Annotated in this window: 22 protein-coding genes; 16 read left to right on the top strand and 6 right to left on the bottom strand. The window is 63.4% G+C overall.

Annotation, left to right across the window (positions count from 1 at the left end; translation table 11 throughout):
- Positions 1-3 precede the first annotated feature (3 nt).
- Entirely contained in the window at positions 4-1,536 is a 1,533-nt protein-coding gene (amt, locus tag PRZ03_RS12795) for an ammonium transporter (RefSeq protein ID WP_273600643.1), read from the top strand.
- A gap of 94 nt (positions 1,537-1,630) precedes the next feature.
- Here the strand turns inward: amt and PRZ03_RS12790 are convergent, their stop codons facing one another.
- Entirely contained in the window at positions 1,631-2,032 is a 402-nt protein-coding gene (locus tag PRZ03_RS12790; protein ID WP_263532401.1) for a response regulator transcription factor, read from the bottom strand.
- A 124-nt stretch (positions 2,033-2,156) separates the two neighbouring features.
- On the opposite strand from PRZ03_RS12790, the gene gshA reads away from it, so the two are divergent.
- Entirely contained in the window at positions 2,157-3,431 is a 1,275-nt protein-coding gene (gene gshA / locus PRZ03_RS12785) for a glutamate--cysteine ligase (protein WP_273600642.1), read from the top strand.
- 152 nt (positions 3,432-3,583) lie between these two features.
- Positions 3,584-5,434 carry a potassium transporter Kup gene (locus PRZ03_RS12780; protein ID WP_273600641.1) on the top strand — a complete coding sequence of 617 codons (1,851 nt, stop codon included), beginning with the start codon at positions 3,584-3,586 and terminating at the stop codon, positions 5,432-5,434.
- Between the two features lie 15 nt (positions 5,435-5,449).
- Here PRZ03_RS12780 and PRZ03_RS12775 read toward each other — a convergent pair whose 3' ends face one another.
- A complete protein-coding gene (locus tag PRZ03_RS12775) occupies positions 5,450-6,235 on the bottom strand; it encodes a class II glutamine amidotransferase (RefSeq protein WP_273600640.1) in 786 nt (261 codons plus the stop codon).
- A gap of 89 nt (positions 6,236-6,324) precedes the next feature.
- On the opposite strand from PRZ03_RS12775, the gene PRZ03_RS12770 reads away from it, so the two are divergent.
- Genes PRZ03_RS12770 through fghA form a run of 4 tightly spaced genes read left to right on the top strand, consistent with a single transcriptional unit; the run spans position 6,325 to position 10,422 of the window.
- Complete coding sequence (locus tag PRZ03_RS12770; RefSeq protein ID WP_273600639.1) at positions 6,325-7,491, top strand: benzoate/H(+) symporter BenE family transporter; 1,167 nt, start codon at positions 6,325-6,327, stop codon at positions 7,489-7,491.
- A gap of 14 nt (positions 7,492-7,505) precedes the next feature.
- Positions 7,506-8,468 (top strand): glutathione synthase, encoded by a 963-nt coding sequence (gene gshB, locus PRZ03_RS12765; RefSeq protein WP_273600638.1) that lies wholly within the window; start codon positions 7,506-7,508, stop codon positions 8,466-8,468.
- Positions 8,468-9,574, top strand: a complete 1,107-nt coding sequence (locus PRZ03_RS12760) for an S-(hydroxymethyl)glutathione dehydrogenase/class III alcohol dehydrogenase (RefSeq protein ID WP_273600805.1) — start codon at positions 8,468-8,470, stop codon at positions 9,572-9,574. Before gshB ends, PRZ03_RS12760 begins: the two co-directional genes overlap by 1 nt.
- A 2-nt stretch (positions 9,575-9,576) precedes the next feature.
- Positions 9,577-10,422: an S-formylglutathione hydrolase gene (fghA, locus tag PRZ03_RS12755; protein WP_273600637.1), complete on the top strand. Its 846-nt coding sequence runs from the start codon at positions 9,577-9,579 to the stop codon at positions 10,420-10,422.
- Here the strand turns inward: fghA and PRZ03_RS12750 are convergent.
- Positions 10,370-11,779 carry a cytochrome P450 gene (locus tag PRZ03_RS12750; protein ID WP_273600635.1) on the bottom strand — a complete coding sequence of 470 codons (1,410 nt, stop codon included), beginning with the start codon at positions 11,777-11,779 and terminating at the stop codon, positions 10,370-10,372. The genes fghA and PRZ03_RS12750 overlap by 53 nt on opposite strands.
- On the opposite strand from PRZ03_RS12750, the gene PRZ03_RS12745 reads away from it, so the two are divergent.
- From PRZ03_RS12745 to PRZ03_RS12735, 3 genes are all read left to right on the top strand, one after another.
- The gene (locus tag PRZ03_RS12745) at positions 11,778-12,731 is read left to right on the top strand and encodes a helix-turn-helix domain-containing protein (protein ID WP_263532393.1); all 954 of its coding nucleotides are present in this window, start codon (positions 11,778-11,780) and stop codon (positions 12,729-12,731) included. The two genes, PRZ03_RS12750 and PRZ03_RS12745, sit on opposite strands and share 2 nt — an antisense overlap.
- Before the next feature lie 160 nt (positions 12,732-12,891).
- Positions 12,892-13,233 (top strand): hypothetical protein, encoded by a 342-nt coding sequence (locus PRZ03_RS12740; protein ID WP_273600634.1) that lies wholly within the window; start codon positions 12,892-12,894, stop codon positions 13,231-13,233.
- A gap of 148 nt (positions 13,234-13,381) precedes the next feature.
- On the top strand, positions 13,382-15,277 hold the full coding sequence (locus tag PRZ03_RS12735; protein ID WP_273600633.1) for an ATP-binding cassette domain-containing protein: 1,896 nt from the start codon (positions 13,382-13,384) through the stop codon (positions 15,275-15,277).
- Positions 15,278-15,313: 36 nt separating this feature from the next.
- On the opposite strand, the gene PRZ03_RS12730 is transcribed toward PRZ03_RS12735, so the two are convergent.
- The 3 genes from PRZ03_RS12730 to PRZ03_RS12720 are packed head-to-tail and all read right to left on the bottom strand — an operon-like array spanning position 15,314 to position 18,166.
- The gene (locus tag PRZ03_RS12730; RefSeq protein WP_273600632.1) at positions 15,314-16,084 is read right to left on the bottom strand and encodes a fumarylacetoacetate hydrolase family protein; all 771 of its coding nucleotides are present in this window, start codon (positions 16,082-16,084) and stop codon (positions 15,314-15,316) included.
- Complete coding sequence (locus PRZ03_RS12725; protein ID WP_263532389.1) at positions 16,081-16,710, bottom strand: response regulator; 630 nt, start codon at positions 16,708-16,710, stop codon at positions 16,081-16,083. Before PRZ03_RS12725 ends, PRZ03_RS12730 begins: the two co-directional genes overlap by 4 nt.
- A gap of 52 nt (positions 16,711-16,762) precedes the next feature.
- Positions 16,763-18,166, bottom strand: a complete 1,404-nt coding sequence (locus PRZ03_RS12720) for an aminotransferase-like domain-containing protein (protein ID WP_273600631.1) — start codon at positions 18,164-18,166, stop codon at positions 16,763-16,765.
- 157 nt (positions 18,167-18,323) lie between these two features.
- Between PRZ03_RS12720 and PRZ03_RS12715 the strand changes: the two genes are divergently transcribed.
- The 6 genes from PRZ03_RS12715 to PRZ03_RS12690 are packed head-to-tail and all read left to right on the top strand — an operon-like array spanning position 18,324 to position 23,166.
- A complete protein-coding gene (locus PRZ03_RS12715) occupies positions 18,324-18,941 on the top strand; it encodes a LysE family translocator (RefSeq protein ID WP_273600630.1) in 618 nt (205 codons plus the stop codon).
- 3 nt (positions 18,942-18,944) lie between these two features.
- Positions 18,945-19,655 carry an aspartate/glutamate racemase family protein gene (locus tag PRZ03_RS12710; protein ID WP_273600629.1) on the top strand — a complete coding sequence of 237 codons (711 nt, stop codon included), beginning with the start codon at positions 18,945-18,947 and terminating at the stop codon, positions 19,653-19,655.
- 38 nt (positions 19,656-19,693) lie between these two features.
- On the top strand, positions 19,694-20,905 hold the full coding sequence (locus PRZ03_RS12705) for an aminotransferase-like domain-containing protein (protein ID WP_273600628.1): 1,212 nt from the start codon (positions 19,694-19,696) through the stop codon (positions 20,903-20,905).
- Positions 20,906-20,907: 2 nt separating this feature from the next.
- The gene (locus tag PRZ03_RS12700) at positions 20,908-21,759 is read left to right on the top strand and encodes a PhzF family phenazine biosynthesis protein (protein ID WP_273600804.1); all 852 of its coding nucleotides are present in this window, start codon (positions 20,908-20,910) and stop codon (positions 21,757-21,759) included.
- A complete protein-coding gene (locus PRZ03_RS12695; protein WP_273600627.1) occupies positions 21,756-22,406 on the top strand; it encodes a VOC family protein in 651 nt (216 codons plus the stop codon). The genes PRZ03_RS12700 and PRZ03_RS12695 overlap by 4 nt, the downstream gene beginning before the upstream one ends.
- Positions 22,407-22,419: 13 nt before the next feature.
- Positions 22,420-23,166, top strand: coding sequence for an alanyl-tRNA editing protein (locus tag PRZ03_RS12690; protein WP_273600626.1), 747 nt, complete (start codon positions 22,420-22,422; stop codon positions 23,164-23,166).
- Positions 23,167-23,234: the final 68 nt, after the last annotated feature.

The raw sequence follows: 23,234 nt of genomic DNA, 5'->3' as shown, positions 1-23,234 counted from the left end.
GACATGAAAAAACTTCTCGCCTGCCTCGCTCTGGCCGCAGCGGTGCTTGCACCTGCCGCCTGGGCCCAACAAGATGCTGCCGCCCCGGCGGCTGTAGCCAGCGCCGTGATGGCCCCAGCTTCGGCGCCAGACGCGGCGCCGGCGGCTGCAGCAGCGGCTGTACCTGCCGCTGAAGCCGCTTCGGCCGCTGCGCCGGCACTCGTTCCCAACAAGGGCGACACCTCGTGGATGTTGTTGTCCACACTCTTGGTCATCATGATGACGGTGCCCGGCCTGGCCCTGTTCTACGGTGGCCTGGTGCGCAGCAAAAACATGCTGTCGGTGCTGATGCAAGTGATGGTCGCGTTCTCGATGATCGTCGTCCTGTGGGTGCTGTACGGCTATAGCTTTGCGTTCACCGAAGGCAATGCCTTTATCGGCGGCACTGATCGCCTGTTCATGAAGGGCATCTGGGACAACGCGGCCGGCACCTTCGCCAACGCGGCGACCTTCAGCAAGGGCGTGGTCATCCCTGAGATCGTCTTCGCCGCCTTCCAGGCTACCTTTGCCGGCATCACCGCTTGCTTGATCATTGGCGCCTTCGCCGAGCGCATCAAGTTCTCGGCCGCGCTGATGTTCCTGGCCCTGTGGTTCACCTTCAGCTACCTGCCGATCGCGCACATGGTCTGGTTCTGGATGGGCCCGGACGCTTACACGGCCGCTGGTGTGGTGGACGAGATGAACGCCAAGGCCGGTTTCCTCTGGCAAATGGGTGCCCTGGACTTCGCCGGCGGCACCGTGGTGCACATCAATGCGGCGGTGGCCGGCTTGGTCGGTGCCTACATGATCGGCAAGCGTGTCGGCTACGGCAAGGAGGCCTTCACGCCACACAGCCTGACGCTGACCATGGTCGGTGCTTCGCTGCTGTGGGTCGGCTGGTTCGGCTTCAATGCCGGCTCCGCCTTGGAAGCCAATGGCTTCGCCGCGCTGGCTTTTATCAATACGCTGGTGGCAGCGGCTGCTGCGGTCTTGGCCTGGTGCTTGGGTGAGGCGCTGCTGAAGGGCAAGGCGTCGATGCTGGGTGCGGCTTCCGGCGCGGTGGCGGGCTTGGTGGCGGTGACGCCGGCAGCCGGCAACGTCGGCATCGGTGGTGCACTGGTGATCGGCTTCATCGGCGGCTTTGCCTGCCTGTGGGGTGTGACCGGCCTGAAGAAGCTGCTCGGTGCAGATGACTCGCTGGATGTGTTCGGCGTGCACGGTGTGGGCGGTATCGTTGGCGCCTTGCTGACCGGCGTCTTCAACTCACCCGCCTTGGGTGGCCCGAGCTTGGTGGGCGACTGGGTCACGGTCACGATGGTGACGCAAGAAGCGTTCTCGATCGCGGGTCAGGTCTGGATTCAGGCCAAGGCCGTTGGCTTGACCGTGATCTGGTCGACCGTGGTCTCTTTGGCGGCTTACAAACTGGTGGATCTGGTGATCGGTCTGCGCGTGACGGAAGAAGAAGAGCGCGAAGGTCTGGACATCAGCTCGCACGGCGAGACCGCTTATCACAAGTAAAAAGCAAGCAGAGGGTGGTGCGGCTTGGTTGAGCTTGCGCTGCTGAAGCAAAAGGCTGCCCTCGGGCAGCCTTTTTGGTTTTCGCGACCGTTCGCTAGCTGCGTTCGGCGGGCGCCTCCGGTTTGGGTCTGGCCTTGAGCAAGACTTCGGTCAACTCCAGCAACTTGGCCGGGCTGAAGGGCTTGGGCAAAAAGAAATTGGCGCCGGCCGCCAAGGACTTGGCTTTTGTCTGCTGCGCCGCGTCGGCGGTCAGCATCACGACCAAGGTGTGTGCGAGGGCCGGATCCTTGCGGATCTGAGCGCACACCTCGATACCGTCCAAGCCGCCGGGCATCATCACGTCCAAATAGACCAAGTCCGGATGGACGGTGCGCGCCAGCTCCAGCCCCAAGGCGCCATTGGGCGCTTCATAGAGCGTGTGCCCACTGTCCTCCAAGGCCCAGCGAACCAGACGACGGATGTCGGCGTGATCTTCAACGACGAGTATTTTTGACATCGGATGGCGGACCCTGGAAGCAATGACCCTAAGCATAGACTTGTTCGGCCGGCCTTGGTTTTCAGAACAACGGCCCCACGTGCACTTGTCTCTAGAATCAGTCAATCCCGCTTCGAGTACATCCATGGTTCCCCACCTCATAACTGCACTGACTGGCCCGATCAATGAGTTGGAACAGCGCGTGTTGGAGTCGATGCCGGCCATTGAGCGCTGGTTCAGGCTCGAATGGATGGAGCACACGCCGCCCTTTTACAGCGCGGTGGATCTGCGTAACGCCGGCTTCAAATTGGCCCCGGTCGACACGCATCTGTTTCCGTCCGGGTTTAACAACCTGACGCAAGACATGTTGCCGCTGTCGGTGCAGGCAGCCATGGCCGCGATCGAGAAAATCTGCCCCGAGGCCAAGAATTTGCTCTTGATTCCGGAGAGCAATACGCAAAACAGCTTTTACCTGAGCAATATCGCGACGCTCAAACGCATCTTCACCCAGGCTGGCTTAAACGTCCGCCTGGGCTCGCTGGACCCGAACATCACCGAGCCGACCGCTGTGAACCTGGCCGACGGCAGCAGCTTGACGCTGGAGCCCTTGATCCGCAGCCGCGGCCGGCTCGGGTTGAAGGACTTTGACCCCTGTACCGTGCTGCTCAACAATGATCTGGCCAGCGGTGTGCCGCGCGTGCTGGAGCATTTGCATGAGCAGTATCTGCTGCCGCCCCTGCATGCGGGTTGGACGGTGCGTCGCAAGAGTCAGCATTTCAAGGCCTATGAAGAAGTGGCCAAGAAGTTCTCCAAGCTGCTGGGCATGGACCACTGGCTGATCAATCCGCTGACGGTCGCGGTGGCGGGCGAGGATCTGAGCAGCGGTGCCGGCCTGGAAGCCTTGCAGACGCAGGTCGATGCGGTCTTGACCAAAACCCGACGCAAATACAAGGAATACGGCATCCAAGAAAAGCCTTTTGTGGTGATCAAGCCCGATGCTGGCAGTCAGGGCGCGGGGCCGATCACCTTGCGGGATGCCAAAGAGCTCAGCGCCAAACTCAGCGCATCGCAAAGCCTGCAAGGGCTGACGCAGCTCGTGGTGCAAGAGGGCGTTGTCACGCATGAGCGGGTCAATGATGCGGTGGCCGAGCCGGTGGTCTACATGATGGACCGCTATGTGGTGGGCGGTTTTTACCGCGTGCATGCCGACCGCGGCGTGGATGAAAACCTCAGCGCCCCAGGTGCCAGCTATGTGCCTTTGGCCTTTGCGCAGGCCTCTCAACTGCCGCGTCTGGGCGAGAAGCCGGGCTCCAGCGGTCCGAATCGCTTCTATATGTACGGCGTGATCGCACGCTTGGGTGCGGTGGCGGCCAGCTATGAGCTGGAAGTGACCGACCCGGAGGCCGAGGTCTACGCCTGAGCCGCTTGGTCGAAAAAACTGCGCATTCGTTTTGACGCAGTGCAGCAAAGTGGGCGCAGAATAGCGCTTTTGGCTTGGCGGCGCAGCGCGCGCGGCAACACCACGTGAGTTCTTCAAACACTGCCCCATCTGGGGGTCATTCGAACACGGCCATGGCCGGATTGACCCTCGGCGCCTTGGGCGTCGTCTACGGCGACATCGGCACCAGCCCGCTCTATGCGATGAAGGAGGTGTTCCATGGCGGCCACATCTTGCCGACGCATGACAACATCCTCGGTGTGCTGTCGCTGTTGTTCTGGACGATGACCATCATCGTTTCGATCAAGTATGTGCTGCTGATCCTGCGCGCCGACAACAACGGCGAAGGGGGCTTGATCGCGATGCTGGCGCTGGCCACCAATGCCGTCAATGACCAGCCGGCGCTGCGCCGCAAGTTGATGCTGCTGGGCTTGTTCGGCACGGCGATCTTTTATGGCGACGCGGTCATTACCCCGGCGATGACGGTGTTGGGCGCCGTTGAGGGTATCGATGTGTATGCACCGCAGCTGCATGATTTGATCCTGCCCTTGACCCTGATCGTGTTGGCGTGCCTGTTCGCCGTGCAGCGCCTGGGAACGGGCGGCATCGGCAAGGCCTTCGGCCCTGTCATGTTGGCCTGGTTCGGCAGCTTGGTGCTCTTGGGCCTGCCGCACATCCTGGAAAATCCGCATGTGTTGGTAGCCGTCAACCCGGCCTATGCCTTGGCGTTTTGCCTGGAGCACAAATGGGCCGCATTTGTGGCGCTGGGCGCGGTTGTTCTGGTGGTGACCGGGGGCGAGGCCTTGTATGCCGACCTCGGCCATTTTGGTAAGAAGCCTATTCGCCTGGCCTGGTTCAGCATCGTCATGCCCGCCTTGGTGGTCAATTATTTCGGCCAAGGTGCAATGCTCCTGGAGCAGCCCGCAGCGGTCGTCAACCCGTTCTTCAATTTGGCGCCGGCCTGGGCGGAGATTCCGCTCTTTTTACTCGCCACCGCCGCGGCCGTGGTGGCCTCGCAGGCCTTGATCACGGCGGCCTTCTCGGTCACCAAGCAGGCGGTGCAAATGGGCATCTTGCCCCGCATGCGCATCTTGCACACCTCCGAGCGCGATACCGGCCAGATCTATGTCCCGTTCGTCAACTGGGGTCTGTTTGTCTTCATCATCTTGGCGGTAGTCTTGTTCGGCTCCAGCAGCAAGCTGGCCGGTGCCTACGGTATTGCGGTCACCATAGACATGACTATCACCACGGTGATGACCTTCTTCGTCATTCGCTATGGCTGGAAGTACCCGCTGGCCTTGTGCGTGGCCGCGACCGGTTTCTTCTTCGTCATCGACCTGACCTTCCTGGCTTCGAACATGCTCAAGCTGGTCGCGGGAGGCTGGTTCCCGCTGATGATTGGCATCGGCATGTTCACCTTGATGCTGACCTGGAAGCAAGGCCGGCGCATGCTCAGCAGTAAGCTGCGCGAGGATGCGATCGACCTGAAGAGTTTTCTCGACGCGGTGTTCCTGAGTCCGCCGGTACGGGTCGAGGGCACGGCCGTGTTTTTGTCGGCCGAGGCCGGCGTCACGCCCAACGCCCTGCTGCACAATTTGAAGCACAACAAGGTGCTGCATGAGCAGAATCTGTTCGTCACCGTCAAGCACCATGAGGTGCCCTGGGTGGGCTTTGACAAGCGCGTGCAAGTGGTGGCGCTGGGCAATCAGTGCTGGGCGGTGAGCCTGCATTTTGGCTTCAAGAACGAGCCCGATGTGCCCGATGCGCTGCGCCTGCTGGAGCAAAACGGCGTCATCCTGGAAGACATGGAGACCAGCTACTTCCTGTCCCGCGACATCGTGATCCCGACCATAGGCAATGGCGGCATGGCGATGTGGCGCGAAAAGCTCTTCGCCAGCATGCACCGCAACGCGGCCGCAGCGGCCGACTTCCTGCATCTGCCGACCAATCGGATTGTGGAGTTGGGCTCTAAAGTCGAAATCTAAGCCGCAGGAGAGGACTCAGCTGATGGTTTCCATCAGCACCTCGCTGCTGCTCGCCCCGTTTGCCGCCAGATGCACGACGCTGCCGGGCGCGATCAGGGTCCAGCCGTCCTGGTCGTCGGCCAGCGGCTCCGAGGCCACCACCAGGCCTTCGCCACCATCCCGGCGCAGATACAGCGTCGGTGCGCGATGGTCGCTGGAGAAGCGAAAAGCATGCACCTGCTGGCCATCGGCCAAGGCGCCCGCAAAGCGCAAGGGCTCGTGGATGTTCAAGACATGCATCATCGCCAGCGTCTCATTGAGGATCTGGCTGACCGCCTGCGTGACGGGCTGGCCCGCCTCGATGCGCGCAATGATCAGCAAGAACAGCAACTCCGAGTCGGTGGCGCCTCGGCGCTCGGCATAAAGATGATCCGGCAGCCGCGCTTCCATCGCCCTTCGGATTTGCCCATAACCGCCAATCTGGCCGTTGTGCATGAAGAGATAGGGGCCGTAGCGAAACGGGTGGCAGTTCTGCCTGGCGATGCCGGTGCCGGTGGCGGCGCGCACATGGGCGAAGAACAGATGCGAGCGCACATTGCTGCACAGCGCCAGCAGGTTCTCGTCTGACCAGGCCGGCATCACCTCGCGGTAAATCCCGGGTGAAGTCAGCTCGCCATACCAGCCCACGCCGAAGCCATCGCCGTTGGTGACGGCCTTGGCCTGATCGGCCCGCAAGGATTGGCGCACCAGCGAATGTTGCGGTTTGCACACCAGCTCATCCAAGAAAATCGATGGCCCCAGATAGGCGAGAAATCTACACATCGGCGCAAGTTCCTTTCAATCTCTAGCGCTCAAACCCAGCGGTGCGGCTCTCGCCTGCGCCACATCGTCCGTGCAGCTATGCTGTGCGCATGCAGCGCTGCCTCAATGATCTCTCAGTCTCAAGCATGGTGGCCGGTTTTGTCGCGGTCTTGGTGGGTTTCACCAGCTCGGTGGCGATTATTTTTCAGGCCGCACAAGCGCTGGGCGCCACAGCGGCTCAAACCAGCAGCTGGATCTGGGCTTTGGGCCTGGGCATGGGAGTCACGAGTCTGGGCTTGTCGTACTGGACCCGCCAGCCGATTTTGACCGCTTGGTCAACCCCGGGAGCCGCCTTGATCGCCGCCACTGCGGGCGTTTCCATGCCCGAGGCCATCGGCGCATTTTTGCTGAGCTCCGGCCTGATCTTGTTGTTTGGGCTGACCGGGTGGTTCGAGCGCCTGATGGACCGCATCCCTCTGGCCGTGGCCGCCGCCTTGCTGGCCGGTGTACTGGCCCGCTTCGGTCTTGATGCGGTGCTGGCGGTCAAGTCGGCGCCAACCTTGGTTTTGCTGATGGCCGGCGCCTACCTCTTGGGCAAGCGCTGCTGGCCGCGCTATGCGGTGCCGGGCGTGCTGCTGGCCGGCATGGCGCTTGCCTTGGGGCAGGGTCGGGTTCAGATGGCGGCTGTCGACTGGGCTTGGGTGCAGCCGGTCTGGACCGCCCCGAGTTTCAGCTTCGCTGCCGTGATGGGTGTGGCCATCCCCTTGTTCTTGGTCACCATGGCCTCGCAGAATTTGCCCGGCGTGGCGGTGCAGCGCGCAGCCGGCTACCGCACACCTGTATCTGCCACCTTGGCCGTGACCGGCTTCACCGGCCTGTTGCTGGCCCCTTTTGGCGGCTTTGCCTTCAACCTCGCGGCCATCACGGCGGCGATCTGCAACGGCCCCGAGGCGCACGCTGACCCTGCGCGGCGCTACACCGCAGCCATGTCGGCCGGTCTTGTGTACATTGCCGTGGGTCTGGCCGGCGGCGCGGTCGTCGGGCTGTTGGTCGCCTTTCCGCGCGAGTTGGTGGCGGCGGTGGCGGGCTTGGCTTTGATCTCCACCATCGCCGGCGGCTTGGCCACCGCCCTGAAGGAAGAAAAACACCGTGACGCGGCCTGCCTGACTTTTTTGGTGACCTTGTCTGGCCTCCAGGTCGCCGGCATCGGCTCGGCCTTTTGGGGCGCCGTGGCGGGTGGCCTGGCCTTGTCCGTGCATCAATTGCGTTCGAAATAAGAGGAATGATTGTTATGAAACTGCTCTTCGTTGCCGACCCCTTGGCTTCCTTCAAAACCTATAAGGACAGCACTTTTGCCATGATGCGCGAAGCGGCCAAGCGCGGGTATCAGCTCTGGGCCTGCGAGGTGCAGGACTTGATCTGGCGCTCGGGTGGGCGCGTGATGGCGCAGCAGGCCCGCGCCATCACCTTGACCGGAGATGCGCACAACTGGTTCACCGAAACCGAGCGTGCGGATCTGGTCGTGGCCGAGGTCGACGCGGTCTTGATGCGCAAAGACCCGCCCTTTGACAGCGAGTTCTTCTACGCCACCCATTTGCTGGAGCAGGCCGAGCGCGAGGGCGCGCGCGTCTTCAACAAACCGCAGGCGCTGCGTGATCATCCCGAGAAGCTGGCCCTGATGCAGTTCCCGCAGTTCTGCCCGAGCACGTTGGTGACGCGCAGCGAGGCGGCGATCCGCGCCTTCCACGCCGAGCATGGCGACATCATCCTGAAGCCGCTGGACGGCATGGGTGGCACCGGCATCTTCCGCGTCGGGGCCGATGGCATGAACCTCGGCGCCATCATCGAAACCCTCAACAAGGGCGGCGCCGAAACCGTCATGGTGCAGCGTTACTTACCCGCCATCAAAGACGGCGACAAACGCGTGCTGGTGATCGGCGGCGTGCCAGTCCCCTTCTGTTTGGCGCGTATTCCGCAGGGCGGCGAGGTGCGTGGCAACTTGGCGGCCGGCGGTAAAGGCGTGGCCCGGCCCATCAGTGAGCGCGACCGCGAGATCGCCGAGTACGCCGGCCCCATCTTGGCCGCACGCGGCCTCTTGCTGGTGGGCCTGGATGTGATCGGCGACAGCCTCACCGAGGTCAACGTCACCAGCCCGACCTGCTTCCAGGAAATCACCGACCAGACCGGCTTTGATGTGGCCAAGATGTTTATCGATGCGCTGGAGAAGGCGCTGAACGAGGAGAAATCAGCATGATCAAGACCCGCGCCGCCGTCGCCTGGAAAGCCGGCGCCCCATTGACGATTGAAGAGGTGCAACTCGACGGCCCGCGCGCCGGCGAGGTCTTGGTGGAGGTCAAAGCCACCGGCATTTGCCACACCGACTACTACACGCTGTCCGGCGCCGACCCGGAAGGCATCTTCCCGGCCATCCTGGGTCACGAAGGCGCGGGCATCGTGCTCGAAGTCGGCGAGGGCGTCACCTGGCTCAAGCCCGGTGACCATGTGATCCCGCTCTATACGCCCGAATGCCGGCAGTGCAAATTCTGCCTCTCGCGCAAGACCAATCTTTGCCAAGCCATTCGCTCCACGCAAGGGCGCGGTTTGATGCCCGACGCGACCTCGCGCTTCTCGATAGCCGGCAAGCCGATTTTTCATTACATGGGCACGTCGACCTTCTCGAACCACATCGTCGTGCCCGGCATCGCGCTGGCCAAGATTCGCGAGGACGCGCCCTTTGACAAGGTCTGTTATATCGGCTGCGGTGTCACCACCGGCGTCGGCGCGGTGCTGTTCACCGCCAAGGTCGAGGCCGGCGCCAATGTGGTCGTCTTCGGTCTCGGCGGCATCGGCCTGAACGTGATCCAGGGCGCCAAGATGGTGGGTGCCGACAAGATCATTGGTGTCGATCTGAACCCCGCCAGAGAGGCGATGGCGCGCAAATTCGGCATGACGCACTTCATCAACCCGAAGAATGTTGCCAACGTGGTGGATGAGATCGTGCAACTGACCGATGGCGGCGCCGACTACAGCTTTGAGTGCATAGGCAATACCAAGGTCATGCGCGATGCGCTCGAGTGCACGCACAAGGGCTGGGGTCGCTCCATCATCATCGGCGTGGCCGAGGCCGGTGCCGAGATCAGCACAAGACCGTTCCAGCTGGTGACCGGCCGCAAATGGGAAGGCTCGGCCTTTGGTGGCGCCCGCGGCCGCACCGATGTGCCGAAGATCGTTGATTGGTATATGGACGGCAAGCTCAATATCGATGACTTGATCACGCATAAGCTGCCGCTTGAGCGCATCAATGAAGGCTTTGATTTAATGAAGCGTGGCGAGTCGATCCGCGCGGTGGTGGAGTTCTGAGCATGTTGGAGGGGCTTGAGCTGCTGGCGGAACATGGCTGCTTTGGCGGCCAGCAGCGCTTTTACCGCCACGCCTCGGCCCAGATCGGCCTGCCCATGCGCTTCGGGCTTTTTGTGCCGCCTCAGCCGCGCGCCTTGCTGGTCTATCTGGCCGGCCTGACTTGTAGCGAGGAGACCTTTGCCATCAAGGCCGGCGCGCAGCGCTTGGCGGCCGAACTGGGCTTGGCTTTGTTGACGCCCGACACCAGCCCGCGTGGGGCAGGCGTGATGGGCGAAGCCGACAGCTGGGACTTTGGCGTCGCTGCTGGTTTCTATCTCGATGCCAGCGCGCAGCCCTGGGCCCAGCATTGGCGCATGGAGAGTTACCTCTTGCATGAGCTGCTGCCGGGCGTACAAAAGGAACTCGGGCTCAGTGCGCAAAGCACCGGCCTTTTCGGGCACTCGATGGGCGGCCATGGCGCCCTGACGCTGGCGCTGCGTCATCCCGGTTCGTTCCGCTCGGTGTCGGCATTTGCGCCGGTTTGCGCGCCGATGCAATGCCCCTGGGGGCAAAAGGCCTTCGCCGGCTATCTGGGGGCGAATCATGCGGCCCATGCCGCCCATGACGCCAGTGCCTTGATGCTGAGCCAAACTCGCCCGCCATTCCCCGCCGGCATCCTGATCGACCAAGGCCTGGCCGACCCCTTTCTGGCGACGCAGCTGATGCCCGAGGCTTTCGAGGCCGCGTGCCTGGCCGCCGGGCAAGACCTGACCCTGCGTCGGCACGCCGGCTACGACCATGGCTATTACTTCATCGCTAGCTTTGTGAACGACCATCTTCGCCATCACGCGGCCCATCTGCTCGCCTGAGCAGGCGCAAGCGTAGCGCTTGCTTGGGCCGTAGCGTGATGTGCAGCACCGGTTCGGGTGCTGCGCTGCCTGGAATGCGCTGCAGCTCGAAGCGCTGCAGCAAGAGGGCCGCGATCAAGCTGATCTCGGTCTGCGCGAAATGGCTGCCCAAGCAGACCCTGGGGCCTGCGCCGAAGGGCAGGTAGGCGCCGCGCGGAATCTCGGCGGCATCCGCGGCAAAGCGCTCGGGTTTGAAGGATTCGGGCTCAGGGAACCAGCGCGGATCGCGCTGTGTCACCCCGGGCGTCAAGCGGATCAGCGCACCGGCCGGCACCGTCAGGCCGGCGATTTCGATGGCTGCCGTCGTTCGGCGGCTCATCAAGGCGGGGGCGGCCGGGTAAAGCCGCAGCGTTTCCTTGATGGTTTGAGTCAGATAGGGCAAAGCAGCCAAGTCATCGAAGCAGGGTGTGCGCCCCGCCAGCACCCGGTCGACCTCCGCGCGGGCCAGGGCCGCCGCAGCGGGGTTGGCGGCCATGCACCAACCCCACCAGGTCAGTGCGGCCGCGCTGGTCTCGTGCCCGGCCAGGAAGATGGTCATGCACTCGTCGCGCAACTCGGTGTCGCTGAGCGCTTGACCGTCCTCATGGCGCAACTGCATCAGCATGTTCAGCAAGTCATCGGGCGCAGCGCCCTTCAGACCGCGCCGGGCGGCGATGTGGCCGCGAATCAGCCCATCCAGCGCCTTCATTGCGTGCCGCTTGCCCGCCTTCCAGGGCGCCCACAGCGGCGCGCTCTTGGGCCAGTACATCTCGCGCATGCCCTCGATGCTCAAGACTCTCACGGCATCTTCGGCCAGCCTGGCCTCGGCGGTGGCGCTGCTGCTGAACAGCGTGCGCAGAATCACATCCATGGTCAGGTGCGTCATCGCTTGTTCGAAGTCCAGATCCAACTGCGCCTGCTCGGGCCAGCTGGCCAGACCCTCGCTGCCGGCCGCCACCATCGCCGCCGCGAAGCCCACCACGCGCTTGGGCCCGAAGCCCGGCTGCAACATGCGGCGCTTTTCACTCCAGGCGGCGCCTTCGGCCACCAGCACGCTGTGGCCATGCACAGCGGCGAAGACCTCAGTGGCGCGCTCCCAGCGAATCATCTGCTCATGCGAGCCCAGCAGCAACTCGCGCAAATGCTCCGGATGGAAAAAGCTGTAGTCGCGGTAACTGCCAAATCGCATGTACACGACATCGCCATAGCGGCGCTGCTGGCGGCCGAGATGGCCCAGGTAGTCGCGCCCAAGCCTGAACAGTTCTGGGAAGCCGAAGAAGCGGCAAGGCGGGCCCGGGGGCAGGGCGGCAGGGGTAGTTGCAATGGTTTGACTGTGCATGGCGGCCATCTTGCGTGTTGCGCGGCGCGGCGTCTTGAACGAAAGCGACATGAGCGAGCAGGCAGCTGGCGAGTTCTACACTGCCGCCATGAGTAACTCGGACTTGCATCCTGATACGGTGGCGCGCTTGCTGGCGCCAAGTTTGGGCCTGAGCGGCTGCGTGCATGCCTATATTTGGCGCGACACCACGCGTGCCGCCCATTTGACGGAGGAACAGCGCAGTGGCTGGTTCCCGGCCACGCCTTTTTGTGGTCTCAGTTGGACGATAGAAGGTTGCGGCTCGCAGGTGCTGGGTGAGGGCGCTCTGCAGGCCTTGCCCAGCGGCGGCCTGATCTTTGGCCCACGCAGCAGCCCGGTTCAGTTTCGCTCGGCGGCCGGGGCGCGTATTTTTATGGTGGCCATACTGCCGGAGTCCCTGCATGCGCTGACCGGTTTGGATCTCAGCCTTTTGGTCGACCGACATGGCAGCATCGACGCGCTGCTGGGGCCTGACTGGCAGGCCCTGAATGCGCGGCTGCTCGCCGCTGAAGATGAAGCGCAATGTCAGCAGATTTTTGAAGCCTTTTTGCTGCCGCGTTGGCGCGCACATCGCGATATCGGCGGGCCGTCGCCGCGCCGTTACCGCGATTGGATGCAGCAGTTAGCGACCCGCGCCGTGGCAGCCGGCCACGGGGCCAGCCTGCGTCAAGTGGAGCGCCGCATCAAGCAGTGGAGTGGGCAGAGCCTGCGTGCCTTGCGGCGGGTCAGCCGCTCGGAGCAGACTTTCTTTCAGGTGCGGCGTGAACTCGAAGCGGGCGAGTTGGTGTGGAGCGCGCTGGCACAAGATCTTGGCTATGCCGACCAAGCCCATCTCTGCCGCGAAACACGCCGGGTCACCGGCTTCAGCCCCGATGAGTTGCGCCAGCGCATCGAGACCGACGAGGCGTTCTGGGCCTATCGCGTCTGGGTTTGACGCGCGCCAAGCGCTCGCTTGCATTTGCTCACAATTGCATGGTCAACAGCTTGAACCCAACGCCCGTTGTGCAGGGGCCAGGCGACTGAAAGCAGCAGATTCCCAAGACGGTGAAAGCTGCCTCAGCGCTGGATGGCAAGACCTTGATTGGAGTTCTGAGATGACTAAGTTTTCTGTGGCTGCTTCGACTGTCCTTGGTGCTGTGATTGCTGTGTTTGCTGCCCAGGCCAGCATGGCTCAGGACAAGGCGGCCGTGGCTGCGGCGCCAATCGCAACTGCCGCAACTGCTGCAACCGGTGCTGCAACTGCCGCAGCACCGGTTGCCACGCCTGCGGCCGCCACCAAGGCCACGCCGAGCGTTGCGGCAAGCAGCAAAGCCGTGCCTGCCAAGGCTGAAACCAAGCCAGTGGCCAAAGCGGAAGCCGCCGCCAGTGCACCCCTGACGCCGGTGCAGCCTGTTGCTGCCGCAGCTGTCAAGACGGCCGAGGCCACCAAGAAGTAAGTCGCCGGTCCAGCAGGTTTTCACAAGGGCGATGCTAAGCATCGCCCTTGTTTCTTTTGGGCTTGGCCGAAGGCGCCTCCGCCATTCAAGGACGGCAGATTGGCCCGACTTACTGGCATGTGTCGCCAGTCAACGACAATGGCGGGCTATGGCAGTCCTATCTATCTCCAACGCCCATCTCGCTTACGGCCATGTTGCCTTGCTGGATGGCGCTTCGTTCTCGCTCGAAATGGGTGAGCGTGTCGGCCTGATTGGCCGCAACGGCACCGGCAAATCGTCGCTGCTGAAAATCCTCGCCCAGATGGAGAAACTCGATGACGGCCTGTTGCAATTGCAGCAAGGTCTGACCAGCGTCTACGTGCCGCAAGAGCCCATCATGGACCCTGAGGCAACGATTTTTGAAGCGGTCAGCGAGGGCGTGGCCGAGGCTAAGGCCTTGCGCGCACGCTATGAAATCCACGATCCCGAGGACGATCTGGAATGGGTGGCCGAGCGCATTGAGCATATCGGTGCCTGGAACTGGGAGCAGCGCGTGGAGGAGTCGCTGCAGCGCCTGGGCCTGGACGGCTCGCGGCTGATTGGCTCGCTCTCGGGTGGTTTGAAGAAGCGCGTGGCGCTGGGCCGCGCCTTGGTGGCCCAGCCCGATGTCTTGCTGCTCGACGAGCCGACCAACCATCTGGACTTGGACGCGATCACCTGGCTGGAGGAGTTGCTGAACAATTTCAAGGGCTCCCTGCTCCTGATCACCCACGATCGCAGCTTCTTGGACAACGTGGCCAACCGCATCGTTGAGTTGGACCGCGGCCAGCTGCGCAACTATCCCGGCAACTTCGCTGCCTTCACCGCCGCCAAGCTCTATGAGCTGGAGAACGAGGCGCTCTACAACGCCCGCTTCGACAAAATCCTGGCCCAAGAAGAGGTGTGGATCCGCAAGGGCGTCGAAGCCCGCCGCACCCGCAGCGTGGCGCGTATTCAGCGCCTGGAGACCATGCGCTTGGCCCATGCCTCGCGCCGTGATGTGCAAGGCAAGGTCAAGCTGGACATCGACACCGGCGGCGCCAGCGGCAAGATCGTGGCCGAGCTGGAAGACGTCTGCAAGAGTTATGGCGACCGCATGATCGTGCGCGACTTCACCGCCACCATTTTGCGCGGCGACAAAGTCGGCTTGGTCGGTGCCAACGGCGCCGGCAAGACGACGCTGCTGAAAATGATTCTGGGCCAGCTGGCGCCGGACAGCGGCACGGTCAATATGGGTTCCAAGATCAATGTCGCCTACTTTGACCAGATGCGCGATGTGCTGGACCTGGAAGCGACTCTGGCCGACACCATCAGCCCCGGCAGCGAGTGGATCGAGATCGGCAATCAGCGCAAGCATGTAAAGAGTTACTTGGGCGACTTCTTGTTCTCGCCGGCGCGCGCCAATTCGCCGGTCAAGAGCTTGTCCGGCGGCGAGCGCAACCGCCTGCTGCTAGCGCGTTTGTTCGCAAGGCCCGCCAATGTGCTGGTGCTGGACGAGCCAACCAATGACCTGGACATCGAAACGCTGGAGCTGCTCGAAGAGCTGCTGGCCGACTATGACGGCACCGTCTTCCTGGTCAGTCACGACCGGCGTTTCCTGGATAACGTCGTCACCTCGACAATTGTCAACGAGGGCGATGGCCGTTGGCGCGAGTACGAGGGCGGTGTGCAGGACTGGTTGGTGCAGAGCAAGCGAGCCGCGGCCATCAATGAAGCCAAGGCTAAGCAAGCGCCCGCTGCTGCTTCTTCTGCTGCATCTGCGCCGGCACCGGTGGCCGCCGCTGCCGCGCCGGTGGTCGCCAACAAGAAAAAGCTCAGCTACAAGGAGCAGCGTGAGCTCGATGAGTTACCGGCCAAGGTGGCGGCGCTGGAAGCCGAGCAAGTGCAGATCAATGCCTTGCTGAATGGCTCCGAGCTCTACTCGCAGGGTGCGGCGCGGATTGCCGAAGTCACCGAGCGCGGCGGCCAGATCGACGCCGAGTTGCTGGCGCTGATGGAACGCTGGGAAGCTCTCGACGCGAAGTGAAGACTGCAGCCGCGGCCGGGATGCGAGCACTCTTTTTTAGAGCTGCACGCTCACGCTGCCCAGGCCGGCAAAGCCGACCGTGGCGCGGTCACCCGGCTGCAGCCCTGCTTGCGACAGCCAAGCCCCCGTCGTTACCACGCTGCCGGCCGGCAAACTCTGGCCATGCCGGCAGGCATGCTTGAACCAGGCTAATAGACCCCAGGCCGGGTCGCCCAGACTGTGGCCGCCGACGCAGTGCAAGGCGGACCCGTCGTTGACGCGCAGCTCGCAGGCCTGCTGCGACCAGTCGCGCGCTTGATAAGGCAAGCACTCGCCCAGGGCCAGTGCGCCATGCGAGAGGAAATCGGCCTGTCGCAGCAAGGCGGGCGCTTCACCCGCTTCGCGCCAACGTGAGGCCACCAGCTCCACCGAGACGGCCATGCCGTCGATGAAGTCGCTTGCATCCGCGAGGCTCAAGTGCGCCGCCAATTCGGGTGTGACTTCGCGGCCCAGGCGCAGCGCGATCTCGGCCTCGATGCCGGCTTGCTGCAAGCGCAGATCGCTGAAGTTGGCCGGGCCGATGCGAACGCCGGCCGGCGCCAGCACCGCGTGCGTCAGCGCCACTTGGCGCGAGGCGCCGCCGCTCTTCCAAAACTGCGGGCGGCCGGGCTGCAACCAGCCCAAGGTCTGTGCGACCGATTGTTGAATCGCATAAGCGCAATCCGCATCGGGCACGGCGTCAAGCCAATCGGCAGCAGCAAGGCGCAGGCCTTGTTGCCAGGCTTGCGCCAAGGCTTGGCTGAGTTGGATTTGCTCGCCGGCGCTCACAGCTTCTTCAGCTTGGAGGCCGGAATCAAGCCGGGGTTGCCATTGAGTTGCACGACCAACTCCCCTTGGCTGACGACCACGTATTGAACCGTCTGCGTCTTGTCCAGATAGCTCACCTTGTCGCCTGCTTTCAGGCTGGGGATCACCGGCAACACAATCTTTGGCGGGGGGCGGCTCACACCGGCCGGCTGAGCGCTTTTCATCACGGCGCTGAGTCGCGCATGCAACTCGGGCCGCTCCTTGGCCAGCGCTTCGAGCGCCTTCAACATCGTGGCTTTCAGTTCCGCAGCGGTGAAGGGCTTGCGCAAGAGGAAGTTGGAGCCGGCTTCAATGGCGTCGGCTTCATGCTGGGGCGTCACTTCGAAGCTCAGCAGGGCGAGCCGGCAGCCGGGGTTGAGCTCATTCAAGCGTTCGTGCAAGGCGATGCCCGTCATCGCGCCTTTGGGGAACCAGTCGGTGATCAAGAAATCGGGCTTGAAGTCCCGGCCTATGGCCAGACCGGCCTCGGGATCGCTGGCGCTGCGTATGCATTCGGCCGGCAGGCCGAAGCCTTCCAGCATTTGACGAGCAAAGGTTTGAACGCCGGCAAGGCCATCTACCACTAGAAATCGAAGATCGGCGGACATGGGCAAGGCAAAGCGGCTGGCTGATGAAGAGGGCCTGATGGTAACGGCTTGTTCAGGTCGCTGCCGCGCGCAGGGTTTGCAAACGTCGCCAAAACAGGGCATCTTGCGCGGTTGCGAAGTTGATGCGCATCAGCGTGCTGCTTTGGCGGCTGGCGCTGAACAGCATGCCGGGCGCCGTCAGCCAGCCTTCATCCAACATCAGCTGGGCCAGGCGCTCGGTGTCCATGCCCACATCGACCCAGCCAAACAAGCCTTGCGGCGGCGCCATAAAGCGGCAGCCTGCGGCCTCGGCCAGCTTCATGCTGCGCTGGCGGGCGGCATCCAAAAGCGTCAACACCCGGTCGGCATGGCGGCGCAATTGGCCCTGCTCCAGGCAATGGGCGACGGCGCGCTCCAGCAGCGGGCTGGTCGTCAGGCTGCTGAGCAGCTTCAGGTTCGTGAGCTTCTCGACCCAGGCCGGGTTGGCCGCCAGATAGCCGACCCGCCAGGCCGGCGTCAGGATCTTTGAGAAGCCGGAAACATAGATGCTGCGGCGCAAGCCGTCCAGCGCCGACAAGCGCGGTGCATGATTGGGCGCCAAGAATGCATAGGTGTCGTCCTCGACAATCTGAAAGTCGGCCTGCTCGGCCATGCGCAGGATCTGGTGTGCGTTGGCCAAGCTCAGGCTGTTGCCGGTCGGGTTGTGCAGCACCGACACCGTCACATACATGCGAGGGCGATGCTGCTCGATCAGCCGCGCCATCACGGCCAGGTCTGGCCCATTGGCGCCGCGCGGCACCGGCAGCAAGCGCATGCCGGCCTGCGTCAGGCGGGCAAATTCGATTGCCCAGCCGGGGTCATCCACCAACACCGCATCGCCGGGCTGTAGCAGGGTGCGGGTGATCAGGTCGAGCGCATGGGTGGCGCCGACGGTGGTGACGATTTGTTCGGCCGGGCAGGCGATACCCAGATCGGCCAGACGCAGGCCCAAGGCTCTGCGCAGGCGGGCATCGCCGGCCGGCTCGCCGTAATGCAGGGCCAGTTGTTCGCTGCCGCCGCCGGCCTTGAGCACTTGGCGCATGGCCGCTTGCAGCATGGGCAGATCCAGCCATTCCGCCGGCAAGGTGCCCAGGCCCGGTGCGCGCTTGGCATCGGCCAGGAACATGCCGCGTATCAAGGCGGTGGCGTCCACCGGCACCGATTGCGGTGCGGGCTGCGTGGGCTGGCGACTGGCCGCCCCGGCTTGCCGCTCGCGTACAAAAAAGCCGCGTTGCTTGCGTGCTTCCAGCAGGCCGCTGGCCAGCAGTTGGTCGTAGGCCGCTACCACGGTGTAGGGGCTGACGCCGTGATGGCGCGCGCATTCCCGCACCGAGGGTAGGCGCGCACCGGGCAAAAGCAGGCGCTGCTGGATGCGCTCGGCAAAGCGCTCGGCCAGCTGCTGCGCCAGCGGTTGGCTGGCCTTGCGTATGAGCGGCATGCTCTGTGGGCCGGGCTTCGGTCCGTGCTGCGGGCTTTCTGTGTAGGTCATTTTGCCGATACAGATGAATGAATTGTCTGTAAAAGTGTACTGCAGCTGTATTGGTGTTGGGCGGGATACTGCAGTTCTTCTTTCAGTTGGCCGGAGGGCTGCCACGATGATGACCTTGCCCACTCTTTTGGCCGTGATGGCGTTTGCCACGGTCACCTCGATCACGCCGGGCCCCAACAATATGATGTTGCTGGCCTCGGGTGTGAATCATGGCTTCAAAAAGACGCTGCCGCATATCGCCGGCATCAGCATCGGTTTGATGGTCTTGTTGTTGGCGGCAGGGCTGGGGCTGGGCGCGCTGCTGCAGCAGTGGCCGCAACTCTACTTTGCGTTGAAGGTGCTCGGCGTCGCCTATATGGTGTGGTTGGCTTGGAAGCTTTGGCATGCCGAGGCACCTTCCGAGCCCGGCCGCGATCAAGCCAGCCCAGCGGCGGCGGCCTTGATGGGCTTTTGGGGTGCGGCAGCTTTTCAGTGGGTCAATCCCAAGGCCTGGATGATTGCGATCGGCGCGGTGGCGGGCTTCACGGCGCCGGATGGCGGCTGGACGGCGATGCTGGGCCTGGCCTTGGTCTGCGCGCTGGTCAATGCGCCTTGTGTGGGTCTGTGGGCCTTGGCGGGCGCCAAACTGAGCCGCTTCCTGGCTGAGCCCTCGCGCCGCCGAGCCTTCAATGCAGTGATGGCCTTGTCATTGCTGGCCAGCATCTGGCCGATGTTGGGAGCTTGAGAAATGAAGACCTTGGGGATTCTGGGTGGCATGAGTTGGGAGTCGACCGCTCATTTATACAAACTGCTGAACCAGGACGTGGCAGCCAGGCTGGGTGGACTGCACAGCGCCGATTTGATTCTGCGCAGCGTTGACTTCGCCGAGATCGAGGCGCTGCAGCGTGCCGGCGACTGGGCCGCGGCCGGCCAATTGCTCGGTGAGGCCGGGCGCGGGCTGAAGGCGGCCGGTGCCCAGGGTCTGTTGATCGCGACCAACACCATGCACAAGGTGGCCGACGAGGTGGAGCGCTTGAGCGGCCTGCCTTTGATCCATATCGTTGACGCGACCGCGGCTGCGCTGAAGGCTGCCGGCATCAAACGGGCCGGTTTGTTGGCTACCCGCTACACGATGGAGCAAGATTTTTACCGTGGCCGCATGCAGGATAGGCATGGGATCGAGCTGATCGTGCCCGGCCCCGAGGACCGCGACGAGGTTCACCGTGTGATCTTCGAGGAGCTGTGCCGGGGGCAGATTCTCGACACTTCACGCGCTCGCTTTCAGCGCATCGCCCAGCATTTGAGCGCAGCCGGCGCCGAAGGCGTGGTCCTGGGGTGCACCGAAATTTGTTTGTTGCTGGATCCGTCCGTCGACAGCCAAACGCCCTTGTTCGACGGCACCGCCCTGCATGCCAAGGCGGCGGTCGATTGGATGTTGGGTGGTACAACGTCGGCTTAGCCGGCAATTTTTAGCCGCAAACATCAAGCGAGACACCCATGAGCTCAGTCTGGACCCAAGCGCGGCGTGCCGCCCGCATGAACCCCTCGATCATTCGCGAAATCCTCAAGGTCACCGAAAAGCCCGGCATCTTGTCGATGGCCGGTGGCCTGCCCTCCGCCGATACCTTTCCAGTTGCGGAGTTGAAAGCGGCTTGTGACCGGGTGCTGACCGAGAACCCCAAAGAAGCACTGCAATACGCGGCCAGCGAGGGTTTCGCGCCGCTGCGCGAATGGGTTGCGCAACGGGTGCAGAGTCTGGGCATGCAGGTCACGCCCGATCAGGTGTTGATCACCAGTGGCTCACAACAAGGCCTGGATCTGGTGGGCAAAATTCTGTGTGACGCCGGCGCACCGGTGGCCGTCGAGACGCCCACCTATCTGGGCGCGCTGCAGGCCTTTACGCCGTTCGAGCCCATCTTCACCAGCCTGGACAGCGACGAGCAAGGCGTCGACCCAGCTGCCATCGCCAAGCTGCCGCATGATGCGCCCGGCACGCGCTTCGCCTATTTGTTGCCCAATTATCAAAACCCGACCGGCCGCGTGATGAGCTTGGAGCGGCGCCAAGCAGCGGTCGCTGCGGCCAAGGCCGCCGGTGTGCCCATCATTGAAGACAACCCTTACGGTGACCTTTGGTTCGATGAGCCGCCGATGCCATCGCTGGCCTCGATGTGGCCCGAGGGCGTGATCTATCTGGGCTCCTTCAGCAAGGTTTTGACACCGGGCTTCCGCCTGGGCTTCATGATCGCGCCGCCCGAGTTGTACCCCAAGCTCTTGCAGGCCAAGCAAGCCGCCGATCTGCACACACCGGGCTTCAATCAGCGGGTTGTTTACGAGGTGGTGCGCAACGGTTTCCTGGATGAGCATGTGCCCAAGATCCGCGCCCGCTACAAGGCCAACCGCGACGCGATGGCCGAGGGGCTCAAACAACATCTTCCGCCGGGCTGCGAATGGCAAATGCCGAAGGGCGGCATGTTCTTCTGGATTCGCCTGCCCGAGGGCTTGAACGCGATGGACTTGCTGCCCAAGGCGGTTGACGCGGGCATCGCCTTCGTGCCCGGCGCGGCCTTCTATGCCCATACGCCGGACCCACGCGCGATGCGTTTGTCCTTCGTGACCTTGACGCCGCCGCAGATCGAAGAGGGCGTTGCCATACTCGGTCGGGTTTTGCGGGCTGCACTGGATGATATCGGTGCCGAATCAGCGCCATGAGTTTGCAGACCAGACGATTCGCGCAGGTTGATGTTTTTACCGCCATGCCCTTGTTGGGCAATCCCTTGGCGGTGGTTATAGACGCCGAGGGACTGAGTGACGCGGCGATGGCCAGCTTTGCCCGTTGGACCAATTTGTCGGAAACGACGTTTTTGTTGCCGCCGACCGACCCTCAAGCCGATTACCGCGTGCGTATCTTCACGCCCGGTGGCGAACTGCCCTTTGCCGGTCATCCGACGCTGGGTTCGGCGCATTGCTGGCTGGCGGCTGGCGGTACGCCACGCAACAAGGGCGAGTTGCTGCAGCAATGCGGTATCGGCCTGGTGCGCATCAAGCGCGTGGTTGAACGCAGTGGCAAGGAGCGGCTCGCCTTTGCGGCACCACCGCTGCGCCGCGGTGGCCCGGTGTCGGCCGCGCTGCATGAGCAGGTTTTGCGCTCGCTGCGTTTGGCCGCCGAAGAGGTGCTCGATGTGGTGTGGGTGGACAACGGCCCACCCTGGATCGCGGCCCGGCTGAAGAGCGCCGAGGCTGTCTTGGCCTTAACGCCAGATTTCAACGCCATGGCCGGCATCGAACTCGGCGTCATCGGTGCCTACCCGAGCGGCTCTAAACAGCAGTTCGAGGTGCGCGCCTTTGTGCCCGGCATGGGCGTGCCCGAAGATCCCGTCACCGGCAGCTTGAATGCCGGCCTGGCGCTGTGGATGCTGGAAGCCGGCTTGTGCAGCGACAACTATGTGGTGGCGCAGGGCAAGATGCTCGGGCGCGCTGGGCGCATCCATGTTCAGCGCAGTGGTGCCGACGTCTGGATAGGCGGTGACGTCACGCCGATGATCAACGGAGAAGTACGACTGTGAATTTGGCGTTCGACCATCTGGTGATTGGTGCTGCCAGTTTGGCCGAGGGCGAAGCCTGGTGCGAGGCGACCTTGGGGGTGAGGCCTGTTGGCGGGGGCAAGCATGGCTTGATGGGGACGCATAACCGTTTGCTCAATCTGAGCGGGCCGGGCTTCCCGCGCTGTTATCTGGAGATCATCGCCATCGATCCGGATGCTCCGCCGCCTGGGCGGGCGCGCTGGTTCGATCTCGATTCGCCGGCTTTGCAAGAGCGTTTGCGGGTCGAGGGGCCAGGCCTGATTCATTGGGTGGCCAGGGTTGACGGCGATCTGGACGCGCAACTGAATCATTGGCGTGAGCTGGGCGTTGATGCGGGCGAGGCGGTCGCGGCCTCGCGCATGACGCCGGCCGGCGAGCTGCGCTGGCGTATCGCTTTGCGGCGTGACGGCAAGCGGCTCTCGAGCGGTGCTTTGCCTTTGCTGATCGAGTGGGGCGAGGTGCATCCGGCAGATGGGCTAGCCGGCGCGACCGTGAACCTGTGCAAATTCGAGCTGAGCTTGCCGCAGCCGGCGCTGCTGGCGGGTTTGCTTGTCGAGACCGGAGAGGCGCATGTGCACGCTCAGCTGCAGACGCCATTGGGGCTTGTTTCGCTGCAATTGATGACTTGAAGGTTGAACAACGATGGCGCAAACCGAAGAGCTGTTTCGAGAGGACTCCACCTTGCGCGAATGTGCAGCCAGACTGTTGCGCATCGATGAGCGCGGCCTGCTGCTGGATCGGACGGTGTTTTATCCCTTGGGTGGCGGGCAGGCTGGCGATGCGGGCGAGCTGCTCTTGGCCGATGGCCGAGTGATCGCCATTGCCGACACCCGCAAGGGCAAGGGAGAGGGCGCTGAGGGCGAAATCTTGCACCTGCCGGCACCCGGTCAGGAAGCCTTGCTGGCCGGCCTGCAGGCGGGGCTTGCTGTGACGGCCCGCCTGGACTGGCAGCGCCGCCATGCCTTGATGCGCTTTCATTCGGCCACCCATCTGCTGTGCGCGCTGGTGCCGCATCCGGTTGATGGATGCTCAATCACGCCGAGTTATGCGCGGCTGGACTTCCATATGACCGAGGCTTTGGGCAAGGAAGAGTTGACAGCGGGGCTGGCCCGCTTGGTCGAAGGGGCGCACCCGGTCAGTCAAGCTTGGATCAGCGAGGCCGAGCTGGATGCCAATCCGGGTCTGGTGCGCAGCATGAGTGTGCAGCCGCCGCGCGGCATGGGGCGGGTGCGGGTATTGAACATCGAAGGCGTGGATCTCCAGCCTTGTGGGGGCACGCATATTGCCAACACCGCCGAAATCGGCCCCATCTTCGTCACGAAGATTGAAAAGAAAAGCGCCTCGACCCGCAGGGTCGTGCTCGGCTTTGCCGATTCGGCCGCAGGCTGAAGGCGCTTTTCTTCGGGGAGCACTCATTTCGGCGCAGCCGAAGTGGGTGATCACCAGAAGAGCTCGAA

It is taken from the genome of Roseateles albus, from assembly GCF_028595345.1.
GTDB classification, from domain to species: domain Bacteria; phylum Pseudomonadota; class Gammaproteobacteria; order Burkholderiales; family Burkholderiaceae_C; genus Paucibacter_A; species Paucibacter_A albus.
Note: the sequence above shows the minus strand (reverse complement) of the source record. Positions and strands in the feature narration are given on the sequence as shown.